Here is a 14,044-nt window from a genome sequence, read left to right on the forward strand (position 1 = left end):
GCCCCAGACCTCCCTTAGTGCCCCTGGTGGCCGAAGGAAACGTCCCGCCGTGCTCCGGTGATGGAAATCGAAAACCCGGCAATCACATCGATCAGGGAAATCACCATCAGGATGAAGAACAGGGACGTTGCTGCCTGTTGCAGGACCAGGAACTCCACCAGGTAGGCGACGAAGACCACAACCGAAAACATGTGGTCCAGCAGGGCGGTCGTTCCGATTCTCGTCGCCTTCAGGATTTCGATGAAGAGAAAGAACAGGCCGAGAGTGATCAGAAGATCACTTGCAAGCAATTCGAAAGTCGTGCCGGAGACCATTGCAATGGATATGACCGGCTGCGCCCAGAAGAGCGGATTGTCGGCACCAGCGGTAAAAGCAAAACCATTGTAGATCAGCAGAGAAAAAAGCGTGAAAGGAATTGCAGAAAAAAGGCGCATGGAGCGGCTCTCCTTGGACGGGGCCCTGTGCGGGCGAATTGCCGGACCTGACACCATCAGCTGAGCGATTTCAAGGCAAAAGAAAAAGGCCGGCCTGTCGAAACAGGGCCAGCCTCAATCCTGGTTTGCCATGTGGCGATCCACCCCGGGTACGAGCTTACGCGTCGTCCTTCGGGGAAAGGATCTGACGGCCCCGGTACATGCCGGTCTTCAGGTCGACGTGATGAGGGCGACGCAGTTCACCCGAATCCTTGTCCTCGACGTAAGTCGGCTGCTTCAGGGCGTCCGTGGAACGGCGAAACCCGCGCTTCATGCGCGAAGTTTTTCTCTTAGGAACGGCCATTTTGTTTTTTCTCCGTGGTCCATAACCGCGCGGCCCGGACCGGGTAAGCCCGGGGCGTGGCGTCACGCAACGTGTTGGAATGCGCGGCGTTATACAGGCAACGCAAGTGTTTTGCCACCCCAAAGGCGAATTTTTCTTGAGCAGATTGGAACATGACGGAATCACCTTCAATAGCGTAAACGTCAATTCCCCGGAACGCAGCCGAAAATCGGTCCGGCAGACCGCACTCTGGCCAGGTTTGTCGCTGCAAGGCGCCGGTGCCCGGCCGAAGGCCTGGCCGGGTTTCGTCCAAGCGGATTCGGCAAGGCTGTCGCCAGCCTGGCTGCCTCGACGCGCGACAGGTCTTTCGCCGATTTGCCGAACCAGGCCTGTGCGGCGGCCTCTGCACCGAAGATGCCCTCTCCCCATTCGGCGATGTTCAGGTAAATCTCCAGGACCCGCTCCTTGGACAGGATTGCGTCCAGCATCAGGGCGAGTGGCAGTTCCAGTGCCTTTCGGATATAGGAGCGTTCGCCCCAGAGAAAGAGATTCTTCGCGGTTTGCATGGTGATCGTGCTGGCGCCACGCGGCCGCTCGCCCTCGCTGAGTGCTTCGACCTGGTCCTGCAATGCATCCCATTCGACACCGTCATTGCTGCAAAATCCGCTGTCTTCGGATGTAATCACCGATCTGGCCAGGTGTGGTGAAATCTCCTCCAGCGGCACCCACTGACGGTCCACCCAGAGAAACTGGACATACCGCGCAAGCATCAGCGTGCTGATGGGCGGCACGACGGAATAGACGATTGTGAGAACAGGCGGCAGCAGGATCAGGACCAGAAGCAGCTGCAGCACACGCCTGCGCAGCGTCCGCCACAACGAACGTTTTCCGCGGGTCCTTCCACCCTTGGCCGTTTCCCGTCCGGCAGCGGTCTTACTTCTGCCCATTCAACTTCCGTTCGTTGTCGACAATGAAGTCCCGGATGATCGGCACCGCGTCCCGTTCTTTCGACAGCAGCAACTGGAAAACCATGTTCGAGCCATGCAGGAAACCCAGTTCAACGGCACACAGGTAAAACTCCCACATCCGGCAGAAGGCCTCGTCATAGAGCTCGGCGGCAGCCTGCCGCTGCCCTTCGAACCGGAGACGCCAGTCGCGGATCGTGTAGTAGTAGTGCAACCGCAGGATTTCCGTGTCGCAGACCCATAGTCCAAGACGCTCGGTCGAGGCAAAGACTTCCGATAACGCCGGCACATACCCGCCCGGAAAGATGTACTTGCGGATAAACGGACCTGTCGTTCCCGGAGGTGTCATCCGCCCGATCGAATGGATGACCGCAAATCCCTGATCCGTCAGGCAGTCGCGCACCTTGCCGAAATAATCGTCGAGATGACCTATACCCACATGTTCCATCATGCCGACGGAGATGACCCTGTCGAAGCGTCCCTCGAATTCCCGGTAGTCCTTCAGGACGAACGAAACCCTGTCTTCCACCCCTGCCGCACGCACACGTTCCTCAGCGATCTTGACCTGTTCGGGCGACACATTGAGCGAGGTCACGCGCGCACCGGCCTGGGCCATGCGAATCGCCAGAGACCCCCAGCCACCGCCGATCTCGAGGACTTCCATGTCTTCTTCAAGATCGAGCTTTGCAACAAGATGCGTCAGTTTGGCGTCCTGCGCGGCTTCCAGGCTCTCGTCCGGATCCGTGTAGTAGGCGCAGCTGTAGTTCAGCCCGTCGTCAAGAAACAGGCGATAAAGCTCGGTGGAAAGATCGTAGTGATGCCGTGCCTGCTTCTTCGCGCGTTCCACGCTGTTCTTCTGATGATGGCGCCGAAGCGCCTTCCAGCCCTTGCGCAGAAGTCCCTGCACGGGGTGCGCACCCAGAGGAGCCCGGTTGATGGAAAACAGGAACATGAAATCAAAGCATGTCGACCCTTCCTCCATCGTCAGGGTGCCGTCCATGTAGGCTTCGCCTGCTGCGAGCTCGGGATTGAGAAAGAGGGACCTGTAGAGCTTTTTGTCGTGAAGCCGTATCGTGACCGTCGGACCATCCTCGCCGGATCCGAATTCGTGAACTCCTCCGTCGACATCGATGACGCGCATGCGGCCGCGCTTGATAAAGGAACGAAGAAGGCTCGACAGCAATTTCATGGGCAGGTCTCCGGGGCGGCGGCACCAACGATGGCCGCGCTTTGCTGTTCAATACAGCCAGTTGGTCAGTTTTTCAAAATCCGGTCTTGACGATACAGCGAATTGGTTTCAGGGAAACCGGAACTTGCGGTACGCGGACAAAATAGGATCTACAATTGAATCGTGCCCTGGACAATGACGGCAAAAACAGCCTGGAGTACATCGTGACGTTTGATTTGAAGCAGCACCTGACGAAACAGGCCAGCCGAATCGAAACAGTTCTGGACAAGCTCCTGAACGACGCGGTGCTTGATGAGGAGATGGCGCGCCCTCCTCGCCTGCTCGCGGCCATGCGTCACGGGGCCCTGAATGGCGGAAAGCGCCTGCGGCCCATCCTTGTCATGGAAACCGCGAAACTGTTCGGACGCGATGACGACGGTGTCCTGCTGGCTGCCAGCGCATTGGAACTCGTTCATTGTTATTCGCTTGTCCATGACGATCTTCCGGCAATGGACGACGACGACTTGCGCCGCGGCCGGCCAACGGTACACAGGGCCTTCGACGAAGCAACCGCAATCCTGGCTGGTGATGCCCTTCTGACGCTCGCCTTTGACGTGATCGCAAACGAAGATGTTCATGACGACCCCGCTGTCCGGCTGCGCCTGTCCAGGGAACTGTCACGCGCTGCCGGGATCGGCGGCATGGCCGGCGGGCAGATGCTCGACCTTGAATCGGAGCACAGGGACCGGTCGGAAGCGGAAATCCGGACACTCCAGTCGATGAAGACCGGTTCCCTGCTTAGGTATGCCTGCCGCGCCGGGGCATTCCTTGCCGGCGCACCGGCCGCCGATCTGGAGCGGATGAGCCGCTTTGGTGACGTGATCGGTCTAGCCTTTCAGTTGGCCGATGATCTTCTTGATGTCGAATCGAACCCCGAGGCAATGGGCAAGGCAACGGGCAAGGACGCCGAAGCAGGCAAGGCAACGCTTGTCGGTCTGTGGGGTGTGGAAAAAACGCGCGCCGAACTGAACAAGCTGCTCAACGAGAGCGAAACTCTTCTGGCTGTTTATGAGGGACGCGAAACGACTCTGTCGGCAATCGCAAACTATATCGTCAATAGAAAATCATGACTCTTCTTGTCTGAATTTCAACCAGTCTTCAAATTCGTCGAAAGTGTGCGAGCGTTCCAGCGCTCCTGAGGAAAAATCGTGAAGTTGCAGAATCGAAATGGTTTCAGGTTCGTACAATATCGCAATCACATCGTCATCAACCATGGACTTTGCCACTGGGAATAATTCTTGAGCTTTGTTCCGCTGCTGAAAACGTAACAAATACAAATCAAAATGCATTTCGTTTGGAATCTCGAATTCAACTGAATTCAGATCGTCAACCAGCTTTTCGGAAAGGAGAAAGTCGGGAACGACGCGCCTCGCTTTCCTCAACCGGTCGACAATAAAATCCTGTTTCACGAGATCGTCCGCACGGTATGTCTAGTTACTGCTATCATGTCCCGCAACGTGACGGCCGAAGTCAGGCGCATCGGTCTCTTGGCCTGCCTCGATGATCGAACGGCGAATGCCTCTCGTGCGGGTAAAGAGATCGAACAGCATTTCGCCATCCCCCCAGCGAATCGCCCTCTGCATGGCAGACAGGTCTTCAGAGAACCGCGCCAGCATTTCCAGGATCGCTTCCTTGTTGTTGAGACAGACATCCCGCCACATGGTCGGATCGGAGGCCGCAAGACGGGTAAAGTCTCGAAAACCGGAAGCGGAGTACTTGATCACCTGCGACTTGGTCACCGTGGCCAGGTCGTCGGCCGTGCCGACGATGTTGTAGGCGATCAGGTGCGGCAGGTGGGAGACGATCGCCAGCACCAGATCGTGGTGCTTTGGCTCCATCAGGTCCACGTCGGAACCGCAACTCTCCCAAAATGTCTTGAGCTTCTGAAGAGCTTCCTGATCAACATCATCAGGCGGTGTCAGAATGCACCAGCGCTGATCGAACAGGGTTGAAAACCCCGCGTCCGGGCCTGAGTGTTCCGTTCCCGCGATCGGGTGGCCGGGAATGAAATGCACACCGTCCGGAACATGCGGGCTTACCTGCTCGACCACCGACTCCTTTGTCGAACCTGCGTCGCTCAGGATGGCGCCTTTTTTCAGTGAAGGCGCAATCCACTTGGCCACTGCCTCGTTGGCTCCCACCGGAACACACAGAATGACAAGGTCAGCGTCTTCCACGGCAGCAGCCGCATCAAGCGCGTAGTAATCCCCAAGGCCGAGTTCTTCCGCCCGCTGCAATGTTGCAGGAGAGCGGGTGGAAATGGAAATCTCGTTCACCAGGCCCCGCTGCCGGGCAACCTGTGCAAGGGAAGATCCGATCAGGCCGATGCCGATCAGGGCCATTCGATTGAAAAGGGGAGCACCAGTCATGTGTTGTCGTTCTGCCTTCAGGCTTGTCCCAGAAATTCTTTCAGATGTTGGAGAACAGTCCGGTTCGCCTGTTCCGATCCAACCGTCATGCGCAATGCATTCGGCAGGCCGTAGTTACCGACCTGGCGCAAGACACAGCCGCGCTCAAGAAGATAGGCATCCGCATCGACCGCGCGCTTGCCGTCTTCATCCGGGAAATGCACAAGAATAAAGTTTCCGACACTCGGCGTGACCTGAAGACCAAGCCTTTCCAGCTCCCCGGTCAGCCAGGGCAGCCAGGCATCGTTGTGCTCCACGGCCCGCGTAACGAATTCCCTGTCCTTGACGGCGGCAATCCCTGCCGCGATCGCCATGCCGGAAACGTTGAACGGTCCACGAATACGATTGAGTGCGTCAATGATGTGTGCAGGCCCGAAGCCCCAGCCAATCCGGAGATTTGCAAGACCGTAGATCTTCGAAAAGGTCCGCGTCATGACAACATTCTGGGTTGTTGCCGCCAGTTCTATGCCGCTTTCATAGTCGTTCTTGCGCACATATTCCCCGTAGGCAGCATCGAGCACCAATAGAACATGCGCGGGGAGACCCTCGTGCAGGCGCTTGACCTCCTCAAACGGCAGATAAGTGCCGGTTGGATTGTTCGGGTTGGCGATAAAGACTATCTTGGTCTTGTCTGTCACCCTGGCCAGGATTGCATCGACATCGGTCTTGAGGCCCGTTTCCGGAGCAACAACCGGAGTTGCGCCTGCTGCCCGGATGGCAATGTCATAGATCAGGAAGCCATGCTCGGAATAGATCGCTTCATCGCCAGGTGAGAGATAGGCGTAGGCAAGAAAACTCAGAATTTCGTCCGAACCGGCACCGCAAATGATCCGGTCCGGATGCAGGCCATAGGTTTCGGCAATGGCATCACGTAGTTCATTTGCAGCACCATCCGGATAGAGTTCCAGATTCTGCGCAACCGTCTCGATCGCGGCTTTCGCCGCGGAACTCGTACCGAGCGGTGTTTCGTTTGACGAGAGTTTGTGCAGCGTCTGCCCATGAGTTCCCTTGGATTTGCCGGGAACATAGGCCGCTATGTCAAGAACACCGGCCTTCGGCAGGGGGCGATCCGATTTGGTCACGTCAGGTTCCTTCAATTTCGTCATCTCGTTCATCCTTGCGACTCGCCGCCGCCAAATTCGTCACCTGCATCACCGTCGATCGGTATTGCGTAGCCACCGACCCGCCGCAAGACATCCGGCTCGGCGCCTGCATCGGTGCAGGCCTTCAGGACATCTTCTTCTGTCAGCTCGCCGGAAATCGCCAGCAGGGCGTCGACACCGTTTGCCGAACGGAAGAAACTGAGGACTTCAATACCCTGATCCATCAGTTTGCCCGGCAGCAGATCGGACCAGCGGGCGTCATAAACTGCTACATCCGCGTTGTCGACAAGGCTTCCGGTCTTGGCAAGTACCAGCGCCGGTAGATCTGAGGGCCTGTCGTCCTGCATGACGAACGGCAACCGCGCCCTAACAAGGGCGCCTGAGTCGCTCAGGCCACGCCACCAGGGCAACTCTGCCCGGTCGTTCAACGCGACAATGCCGATTGCTCCATCAGACAGTCCGACTGCGTCGACGACATCGGCCGCATCGCTGCACGGATCCAGCTCGACGGAAAATCCGAAATAGAACCGTGCCAGATCGAGCATCTCGATCAGCTCGGCGCCACCATCAAGATAGATGACGGCTTCCGCCTTCAAGTTGGTACACGCGCAGATGATGTCACGCCAGATGTGCTCGACCGTTGCAAGCGGCAGAACACCCTCGTGTCGTTCCACCATCTGCCGGACACTTTCCGCATCCCGCTCCGGATCGAAGAAAGACGCACTGGTGACGGCCGGATCAACTGCAGACTGGATCACAGCTTCGATTTCGGCTCGCTCCATGAGCGCCTGATGAAGCCGCATGTCGATCTCGTCAACACGCCTGCGCAATTCGGCAATTGTCGTCCCGCCGTCCGGTGATTGCGACATAAGGAAATCCAGCCTTGGTTTTAGGGTCAGCGGCGCATAGTCATAGGCATGTGATCGCGCAAACGCAAAAGAAATCATTGACTCTGAAAGCCCGGCACGGCTAGGTCGCCAGTCTGGTCGTAGTCACCGATCCGGACATTGAGACTGGATTTGCGGTACCTGCAGCACCACTTAGTTTCGATCCGCCCGAGTATCTTCGAAAAACGAGTAGAACGCCCTATTGAACCATGCCCGCTGACAGCAACACTCCAGCAGCACTCAACGACGTGAAGGCGAACGAAGCGGAAACGCCTTCCAGCCGACTTGTGCGCTTTCAGGCGGAAGATCCGCTGGAACTGGATTCGGGCACCCGGCTCGGCCCCTGGCAGATTGCATACGAGACCTACGGCACGCTGAATGCCGAAAAATCGAATGCGATTCTCGTCTGCCACGCGCTGACCGGCGACCAGTATGTTGCGTCGACCAATCCCGTCACCGGCAAACCGGGCTGGTGGCAACTGATGGTCGGACCCGGCAAACCGATCGACACCGATCATTATTTTGTCATTTGCGCCAACGTCCTCGGCGGGTGCCTGGGCACGACCGGTCCGGCAACGATCAATCCTGCGACAGGCACGCCGTATGGTCTCGATCTCCCGGTGATCACAATCCGCGACATGGTTCGATCCCAGGCCAGGCTGGTTGACCATCTTGGCATCGAGACACTGTTTGCTGTAATCGGCGGCTCCATGGGCGGCATGCAGGTTCTGCAATGGGCCGCAAGCTATCCCGACCGTGTTTTCGCGGCTGTTCCCATTGCGGCTGCCGCCCGGCACACGTCTCAGAATATTGCCTTCCACGAAGTCGGGCGGCAGGCAATCATGGCTGACCCCAACTGGCGTGGCGGCAACTACATCGGGGACAATGTCCGGCCGACGAAAGGTCTTGCGGTTGCCCGCATGGCAGCACACGTCACCTACATGTCAGACGAGTCTCTTCATCAGAAGTTTGGCCGCAATCTGCAGGATCGCGAAAACCTGACCTTCGGGTTCGATGCCGATTTTCAGATCGAAAGTTATCTGCGTCACCAGGGCATGACCTTTGTCGACCGGTTCGACGCCAATTCCTATCTCTATGTCACCCGGGCCATGGACTACTTTGACCTGTCGCAGGAATTCGACGGCGTGCTGCCCAACGCCTTCGAGAAAACCGCGACACGGTTCTGCGTGATGTCCTTCACGTCCGACTGGCTCTTTCCGACTTCGGAAAGCCGCCGCGTTGTCAAGGCGCTCAATGCAGTGGCCGCGAACGTCTCCTTCGTCGAGATCGAAAGCGACCGCGGTCATGACTCCTTCCTGCTGGACGTGCCTGAAATGTTCGAAACCATTCAGGGGTTCATGACAGGTGCCGCGCATGCGCGCGGCATTCCGGCGCCGGGGGAGAAGGCCTGACATGAACCTTGCTCCCAGACAGACCCGCGCCGGCGAAGTTCGGGGCGACCACAGGGTCGTCGCCTCTCTTGTTCCGATCGGCGCCCGCGTGCTGGACATCGGCTCCGAGGATGGTGCCCTGCTCGATCACCTGGTGCGGCAGCGCCAGGTCGACGGGCGCGGCGTCGAACTCAGCCAGGTCGGTGTGAACCGCTGCGTGGCGCGCGGCTTGTCGGTGATCCAGGGCGATGCCGACAAGGATCTTGCGGATTATCCCAACGATGCCTTCGACGTCGTTATTCTGAGCCAGACGCTGCAGGCGACCCGCGAACCGAAAAAGGTCATGCGTGAGTTGCTGCGCATCGGCAAGCAGGTGGTGGTCTCGATCCCGAATTTTGCCCATTGGCGCAACCGGATGCAGCTGCTCTTCCGGGGGCGCATGCCGGTGACCAAGTACCTGCCTTACGAATGGTACGACACGCCCAACATTCACTTCTGCTCGCTCAGGGATTTTGTCGAACTGTGCCGTGAGCTGGACGCGGACGTCGAAAAGGCAATTGCCCTGAGCGGTCGCGGCAACAAGATCCCGGTCAATGCGCCCTGGTGGGTCTGGAATATCGTTGCCGAACAGGCGGTGTTCCTGCTGAAGCGTTAAGGCAGCAAAAATCAATTTGCTTGTCTGTTGGCGCGCAACACGCCTCCATTTCTCCATTGGCAAAGCGATCGGCGCGGACCGGAGTCAATGCCGGTTTGAACGCTGTCAGTCATTCAGGACCCTTTTGCTGCCTCGTTGGAAAATGGCCCATTCTGGGCACGCACCGCCCTGACAGGTTTCAGGCCGGTTGCAACACCTTCCGGAATGAAGACGGGTCGAAGAACCCGCAGGCGGCTGCGTTTTCCGTCGGCTGGCAGGCTCTGGAAAACGACTTTCTCCGCTTCCACGACCAGTACACCACCAAAAACCGGCCAGATCTTCCTGCCGATCCCTTCCCAGGTCCTGGCAGCACGGAGGATTGTGCGGGCCTTGAACGGAGGCATGAACAAAGCTTCCTTGTCTCTCAGGACATTGAACTGGCAACTCTTGAGCAGGTCCTTCAACTGACCGCCGGAATAGGGCCGGCCGTAACCGAATGGCGACAGCTCCGACTGCGCCCAAAGGCCACGCCGGTTCGGCACGACGGCAATCAATCGTCCACCGGGTGCCAGGACACGCCAGGCTTCCCTCAGGACGGCTTCGGGGTCCGAACAGTGGTCAAGCGCATGCACCAGCATGAGACGATCGAAGGAAATGTCCGGAAACGGCAGGGCGGCATCTTCCACCAGTGTGCAGGAACTGTCTCGCTCCCGCGGCCATGGCACGGCCCCCTGCGGCGCGGGCATCGCTGCAATCGCGCGTTCGGCGGTATCGAGATAAGGACGCATGAAGGGGCCTGCATAGCCGAGCCCCAGGAGCCGTTGACCCTTCAATTCCGGCCACATGCCCTGTACCGGCGCTCCGATCAGGCTCCGGAGCAACTGTCCGAGAGGCAGATCGTAAAAGGCACGCAAATGGACAACGTCGAGATACATTAGGGCACGACCCGCAAACGAGTTCCAAACGGTCTGAGGCGGAGTTTGCCTCCGTGAGGACCCAAAGCACCGGCATTGCCGTCTTGCCCTCCGGCTTCCTGTTTGCCACTGTGGCGAACAACAAGTCAATCACTTCAGGATCCTTCTTCATGGCCTTGAGCGACACCACCGAGATCTACCAGTTCCCCTGTCTCAACGATAATTTCGGCGTGCTCATGCATGACAGCGACAGCGGCACCACAATCGCATTCGATGTACCGGATGCATCAACCTGTCAAAATGCGCTGAAAGAAAAAGGCTGGCAGCTGACCCATATCCTCATCACGCATCATCATTGGGATCACGTGCAGGGATTGGGTGAACTGAAACAGGCAACAACCGCGAATGTTTGCGGACCGGCAAGATCCAGCCAGAAAATTCCGGAGCTTGACCGAACCGTGGATGATGGCGATCACATCCTTTGCGGGCCTTACAGGATCAAGGCCATCGCAACCCCGGGACACACGCTTGATCAGATTTCCTGGTACATTCCCGACATCAAGATGGCCCACACGGGAGACACCCTGTTCTCGCTCGGCTGCGGGCGCGTGTTCGAAGGCGACAAGGAAATGATGTGGTCGTCCCTGGAAAAGCTGGGACGCGAACTGCCGGATGACACGGTAATCTACTGTGGACACGAATATACCGAAGCCAATGCGAAGTTCGCCTTGACCATCGACCCGGGAAACAGTGATCTCAAGGCGCGCGCGGCGGAAGTCGCGGAGCTGCGTTCACGCGGCGAGCCGACCCTACCCACCACGATGGCGCAGGAGAAGGCCACCAACCCGTTTCTGCGTGCCGCCGAGGCATCTGTTGCACAGGCCCTCGGCATGGAAGGCAAACCAGCAGTCGAGGTTTTTTCCGAAATTCGCACACGCAAGGACAACGCCTGATACCGATTCGTTGCCGATCGTTCAGCTGTTCGATTTACGCCGGTGATTTCTGCATCCGAAACCTTAAAACGCCGGCTTCTGCCCCCATATGCACTTCATTGTGATCATGTAGGGGCAGAATCCATGACACCCGCAAGTACTGTTACGTCCATCTCACGCACTGCCGAACAGCGCGCTCAGGACGTCGTTCACCGCATCGTCAGCCAGGCTGAACCGATCCCCGTCAATGATGGCGGCGGTCACAAGCTGGACATGCAGATCCTTTATGAGGAAGTCGTTGCCGCTTTGCGGGAAACCATCGACGATCTCGCTTTTTGTTCTGAATCCAATCCGTCCTGAGGGAAGACCGGCGCTTCCCTTCCCCACTTTCCTGAAAAAGAAACACCGGATGTCATGTCAGTTTCCGCGAGCCTGACCGCAGCCAAGGTCGTTGATCTTCTGAAGATGCAACCTCACCCTGAGGGAGGCTACTATGTCGAGACATTTCGGGACGAGGTCACCGACCAGGAGGGCCGGGCGGCCTCGACGCTGATCTACTTCCTGCTTCCTGAGGGGGTTCTGTCGCGTTGGCACAAGGTAGACGCGGTCGAAACGTGGCATTGGTATGCGGGTGCGCCACTTGAACTGTCCATAAGTCCCGACGGGGACAGGAAACAGGTGCTTAAACTCGGAAACGACCTTGTCAGCGGTGCGCGCCCACAGGGCATCGTCCCGCGCCATGGCTGGCAACAGGCACGGTCGCTGGGTGCCTGGACGCTGGTCGGCTGCACCGTTGCACCCGGCTTTCAATTCGCCGGATTCAAGATGGCGCCGGAGGGTTGGGAGCCGGCGCAATCGTGAAGCGGCTCTTGTTCAGAAGGCGAATCATTCTTGGCTATTTTTATAGCGTGCTTTGTTCGAGCCTGGTGTTCACACTGACGCTGAATTTCCTGGACACCGGCGGCCCGAGAGAACTGGATTCAAGTATCGTCATTATTTATGCTTTTATTTCCATACTCATTTTTATGTATACGGTTCTACCATCTGTTTTTTACATCATGGTGTGCGAAGCCAGTGCGAGACAAAACGTCCTTTATTACGTCGTGTTCTCAAGTGGCTTAGGTTATCTTCTCTTTCCTCTCCTCACACAGCGGCTCGATCAGGAAACACTGACTCAATCGCTTTTCCTGGTACCTGCCGGAATAGTGGCTGGAGGTATCTACTGGTTTTTCTCCGGACGTTTTGCAGGCGAGAACAAAACGGACGACAAGGAGCAGATCAAGACATTCGAATAAGCCACGCAGCGCGGTTTTTTCACTGTTCGGTCGGCTCGATTTGAATTCCAGGATAAAGGCCTGTCGAGGTCGCAATCTGAAAGGACATTTCTTGGACCTGTTTCGTGGCGCTGAATCCTTGATGCGTATGGATGACAGGACGTGGAGCCGGCATGCGAATCCATGGAGCGTTTATACGCGCATCGCATCAAGCCTCCCCTTGTTCCTGGCGATCTGGAGTATCCACTGGATCGGCTGGTGGTCAGTGATGCCAATCGGCATCATATCGATGTGGATCTTTATCAATCCCGGATTTTTTCCCGCGCCTTCAAGCGCGAAGAGTTGGGCTGCCAGTGGCGTTCTGGGGGAGAGGGCCTTCCTGAATCGCAAGACAGTCCCCATTCCGCACGAACATCTTGTCTTTGCCTATCTGACGAGCGGACTTGGCGGTCTCTTTCTGCTCGTGACAATCTGGGGGATTGTTTCAGCCGCGTTCTGGCTGGCCTTGACCAGTTGGCTTGCCGTGGTGGTTTCAAAAGTCTGGTTTGTGGATCGGATGGCCTGGCTTTGGCAAGACGTCAAGGACGCACATCCTGTCTATCAGGCCTGGGACGATGCCGACTGGTCAAAAACGTTCTGACGCAGATGCGCGAGAGCGGCCCGCCTCAGGTCTTCTTGCGCAACCTGATCAGGCCTTCCTGAGCTGTCGAGGCGACAAGCCTGCCATCCATGGAGAAGAGCGATCCTCTGTTGATGCCGCGCGAGCCCGACGTGGATGTGCTGTCGGTGGCATAGAGCAACCACTCATCTGCCCGGAAAGGTCGATGAAACCACATTGCGTGATCGAGACTGGCAGCCTGAATTTTCGGACTGAAGACAGAGGTTCCGTGCGGAAACAGCGATGTGTCAAGCAACGTCATGTCTGATGCGTATGCCAAAACACACTGATGTATGCGCTCATCGTCCGGGAGTTTTCCGGTTGCCCGGACCCAGACATATTGCGCGGGTGGCAGTGGTTTCTTGCTGAAATAATGAGTGAGTTCCACGGGTCGCATTTCGATCGGCCGCTCCCGTTCCCAATAGCGTCGGACATTTTCCGGGGCGACGGACAGAAATTTTTCCTTCATTTCCCGATCACTTGGCAAATCGTCCGGTTTGGGAACGTCGGGCATGTCGATCTGATGCTCAAGCCCCTCTTCGAGCAATTGGAAAGAGGCGGACATCGAGAAAATCGCCTCGCCGTGCTGTATGGCGACCACGCGCCTTGTGGTGAAGCTGCCGCCATCCCGAATCCGGTCGACTTCATAGATAATCGGAACCTTAGGATCGCCCGGACGTAGGAAATAGCCGTGAAGGGAATGAATGTGGCGGTCTTCGACTACCGTGCGGGACGCCGCGACAAGCGCCTGGCCGATTACCTGTCCGCCAAACACACGTTGCCAGCCAACCTGGGGGCTGCGACCACGGAACAGATTGCTTTCCAGCGGTTCCAGGTCAAGTATCTGCAGAAGGTTGTCGATGGCCGTGTTCATCGGCGTGATCCCTGTTACAA

Annotated in this window: 18 protein-coding genes; 8 read left to right on the plus strand and 10 right to left on the minus strand. The window is 57.5% G+C overall.

Annotated features, from left to right (window positions below):
* Nucleotides 1-14 precede the first annotated feature (14 nt).
* The 4 genes from ACO6TI_RS04140 to ACO6TI_RS04155 form a co-directional block, all read right to left on the minus strand.
* Nucleotides 15-434: a hypothetical protein gene (locus tag ACO6TI_RS04140; RefSeq protein ID WP_029062832.1), complete on the minus strand. Its 420-nt coding sequence runs from the start codon at nucleotides 432-434 to the stop codon at nucleotides 15-17.
* A gap of 157 nt (nucleotides 435-591) precedes the next feature.
* Nucleotides 592-777: a 50S ribosomal protein L32 gene (gene rpmF / locus ACO6TI_RS04145; protein ID WP_055115081.1), complete on the minus strand. Its 186-nt coding sequence runs from the start codon at nucleotides 775-777 to the stop codon at nucleotides 592-594.
* 182 nt (nucleotides 778-959) lie between these two features.
* Complete coding sequence (gene mtgA, locus ACO6TI_RS04150) at nucleotides 960-1,703, minus strand: monofunctional biosynthetic peptidoglycan transglycosylase (protein ID WP_055115083.1); 744 nt, start codon at nucleotides 1,701-1,703, stop codon at nucleotides 960-962.
* Nucleotides 1,690-2,910, minus strand: coding sequence for an SAM-dependent methyltransferase (locus tag ACO6TI_RS04155; protein WP_055115085.1), 1,221 nt, complete (start codon nucleotides 2,908-2,910; stop codon nucleotides 1,690-1,692). The genes mtgA and ACO6TI_RS04155 overlap by 14 nt, the downstream gene beginning before the upstream one ends.
* A 203-nt stretch (nucleotides 2,911-3,113) precedes the next feature.
* On the opposite strand from ACO6TI_RS04155, the gene ACO6TI_RS04160 reads away from it, so the two are divergent.
* Entirely contained in the window at nucleotides 3,114-4,019 is a 906-nt protein-coding gene (locus ACO6TI_RS04160) for a polyprenyl synthetase family protein (protein WP_422385291.1), read from the plus strand.
* Here the strand turns inward: ACO6TI_RS04160 and ACO6TI_RS04165 are convergent.
* From ACO6TI_RS04165 to ACO6TI_RS04180, 4 genes are read right to left on the minus strand one after another with little or no spacing between them, the layout of a single operon-like run.
* On the minus strand, nucleotides 4,014-4,358 hold the full coding sequence (locus ACO6TI_RS04165; protein WP_422384408.1) for a hypothetical protein: 345 nt from the start codon (nucleotides 4,356-4,358) through the stop codon (nucleotides 4,014-4,016). The two genes, ACO6TI_RS04160 and ACO6TI_RS04165, sit on opposite strands and share 6 nt — an antisense overlap.
* A 21-nt stretch (nucleotides 4,359-4,379) precedes the next feature.
* Nucleotides 4,380-5,318, minus strand: a complete 939-nt coding sequence (locus ACO6TI_RS04170) for a prephenate/arogenate dehydrogenase family protein (protein ID WP_281926805.1) — start codon at nucleotides 5,316-5,318, stop codon at nucleotides 4,380-4,382.
* A gap of 17 nt (nucleotides 5,319-5,335) precedes the next feature.
* Nucleotides 5,336-6,472 (minus strand): histidinol-phosphate transaminase, encoded by a 1,137-nt coding sequence (hisC, locus tag ACO6TI_RS04175; protein WP_422384409.1) that lies wholly within the window; start codon nucleotides 6,470-6,472, stop codon nucleotides 5,336-5,338.
* Complete coding sequence (locus tag ACO6TI_RS04180) at nucleotides 6,469-7,329, minus strand: chorismate mutase (protein ID WP_422384410.1); 861 nt, start codon at nucleotides 7,327-7,329, stop codon at nucleotides 6,469-6,471. The genes hisC and ACO6TI_RS04180 overlap by 4 nt, the downstream gene beginning before the upstream one ends.
* A gap of 227 nt (nucleotides 7,330-7,556) precedes the next feature.
* On the opposite strand from ACO6TI_RS04180, the gene metX reads away from it, so the two are divergent.
* Nucleotides 7,557-8,759 (plus strand): homoserine O-acetyltransferase MetX, encoded by a 1,203-nt coding sequence (gene metX, locus ACO6TI_RS04185; protein WP_196916799.1) that lies wholly within the window; start codon nucleotides 7,557-7,559, stop codon nucleotides 8,757-8,759.
* Nucleotide 8,760: 1 nt separating this feature from the next.
* Nucleotides 8,761-9,393 (plus strand): methionine biosynthesis protein MetW, encoded by a 633-nt coding sequence (gene metW / locus ACO6TI_RS04190; protein WP_196877918.1) that lies wholly within the window; start codon nucleotides 8,761-8,763, stop codon nucleotides 9,391-9,393.
* A gap of 113 nt (nucleotides 9,394-9,506) precedes the next feature.
* Here the strand turns inward: metW and ACO6TI_RS04195 are convergent, their stop codons facing one another.
* Nucleotides 9,507-10,307, minus strand: coding sequence for a class I SAM-dependent methyltransferase (locus ACO6TI_RS04195; protein ID WP_055115092.1), 801 nt, complete (start codon nucleotides 10,305-10,307; stop codon nucleotides 9,507-9,509).
* A 149-nt stretch (nucleotides 10,308-10,456) separates the two neighbouring features.
* Here ACO6TI_RS04195 and gloB point away from each other — a divergent pair, with 149 nt between their 5' ends.
* The 5 genes from gloB to ACO6TI_RS04220 all read left to right on the plus strand — a co-directional run bounded on the left by gloB (nucleotide 10,457) and on the right by ACO6TI_RS04220 (nucleotide 13,132).
* The gene (gene gloB / locus ACO6TI_RS04200) at nucleotides 10,457-11,239 is read left to right on the plus strand and encodes a hydroxyacylglutathione hydrolase (protein ID WP_055115647.1); all 783 of its coding nucleotides are present in this window, start codon (nucleotides 10,457-10,459) and stop codon (nucleotides 11,237-11,239) included.
* Between the two features lie 123 nt (nucleotides 11,240-11,362).
* The gene (locus tag ACO6TI_RS04205; RefSeq protein WP_082442506.1) at nucleotides 11,363-11,578 is read left to right on the plus strand and encodes a hypothetical protein; all 216 of its coding nucleotides are present in this window, start codon (nucleotides 11,363-11,365) and stop codon (nucleotides 11,576-11,578) included.
* Nucleotides 11,579-11,632: 54 nt separating this feature from the next.
* Complete coding sequence (locus tag ACO6TI_RS04210) at nucleotides 11,633-12,079, plus strand: cupin domain-containing protein (RefSeq protein ID WP_104703250.1); 447 nt, start codon at nucleotides 11,633-11,635, stop codon at nucleotides 12,077-12,079.
* Nucleotides 12,076-12,513 (plus strand): hypothetical protein, encoded by a 438-nt coding sequence (locus ACO6TI_RS04215; RefSeq protein WP_144435962.1) that lies wholly within the window; start codon nucleotides 12,076-12,078, stop codon nucleotides 12,511-12,513. The genes ACO6TI_RS04210 and ACO6TI_RS04215 overlap by 4 nt, the downstream gene beginning before the upstream one ends.
* 91 nt (nucleotides 12,514-12,604) lie before the next feature.
* A complete protein-coding gene (locus ACO6TI_RS04220; protein ID WP_422384411.1) occupies nucleotides 12,605-13,132 on the plus strand; it encodes a DUF6653 family protein in 528 nt (175 codons plus the stop codon).
* 25 nt (nucleotides 13,133-13,157) lie between these two features.
* Here the strand turns inward: ACO6TI_RS04220 and tesB are convergent, their stop codons facing one another.
* A complete protein-coding gene (gene tesB, locus ACO6TI_RS04225; RefSeq protein ID WP_196900190.1) occupies nucleotides 13,158-14,024 on the minus strand; it encodes an acyl-CoA thioesterase II in 867 nt (288 codons plus the stop codon).
* Nucleotides 14,025-14,044: the final 20 nt, after the last annotated feature.

Origin of the sequence: Roseibium album (assembly GCF_965233825.1) — a bacterium.
Taxonomy (GTDB): domain Bacteria; phylum Pseudomonadota; class Alphaproteobacteria; order Rhizobiales; family Stappiaceae; genus Roseibium; species Roseibium album.

Excerpts from the sequence above, each read along its gene's own strand:
- ACO6TI_RS04140 (WP_029062832.1), bottom strand. The coding sequence starts at position 434 with ATGCGCCTTTTTTCTGCAATTCCTTTCACGCTTTTTTCTCTGCTGATC.
- rpmF (WP_055115081.1), bottom strand. The coding sequence starts at position 777 with ATGGCCGTTCCTAAGAGAAAAACTTCGCGCATGAAGCGCGGGTTTCGC.
- mtgA (WP_055115083.1), bottom strand. The coding sequence starts at position 1,703 with ATGGGCAGAAGTAAGACCGCTGCCGGACGGGAAACGGCCAAGGGTGGA.
- ACO6TI_RS04155 (WP_055115085.1), bottom strand. The coding sequence starts at position 2,910 with ATGAAATTGCTGTCGAGCCTTCTTCGTTCCTTTATCAAGCGCGGCCGC.
- ACO6TI_RS04170 (WP_281926805.1), bottom strand. The coding sequence starts at position 5,318 with ATGACTGGTGCTCCCCTTTTCAATCGAATGGCCCTGATCGGCATCGGC.
- hisC (WP_422384409.1), bottom strand. The coding sequence starts at position 6,472 with ATGAACGAGATGACGAAATTGAAGGAACCTGACGTGACCAAATCGGAT.
- ACO6TI_RS04180 (WP_422384410.1), bottom strand. The coding sequence starts at position 7,329 with ATGTCGCAATCACCGGACGGCGGGACGACAATTGCCGAATTGCGCAGG.
- metX (WP_196916799.1), top strand. The coding sequence starts at position 7,557 with ATGCCCGCTGACAGCAACACTCCAGCAGCACTCAACGACGTGAAGGCG.
- metW (WP_196877918.1), top strand. The coding sequence starts at position 8,761 with ATGAACCTTGCTCCCAGACAGACCCGCGCCGGCGAAGTTCGGGGCGAC.
- ACO6TI_RS04195 (WP_055115092.1), bottom strand. The coding sequence starts at position 10,307 with ATGTATCTCGACGTTGTCCATTTGCGTGCCTTTTACGATCTGCCTCTC.
- gloB (WP_055115647.1), top strand. The coding sequence starts at position 10,457 with ATGGCCTTGAGCGACACCACCGAGATCTACCAGTTCCCCTGTCTCAAC.
- ACO6TI_RS04205 (WP_082442506.1), top strand. The coding sequence starts at position 11,363 with ATGACACCCGCAAGTACTGTTACGTCCATCTCACGCACTGCCGAACAG.
- ACO6TI_RS04210 (WP_104703250.1), top strand. The coding sequence starts at position 11,633 with ATGTCAGTTTCCGCGAGCCTGACCGCAGCCAAGGTCGTTGATCTTCTG.
- tesB (WP_196900190.1), bottom strand. The coding sequence starts at position 14,024 with ATGAACACGGCCATCGACAACCTTCTGCAGATACTTGACCTGGAACCG.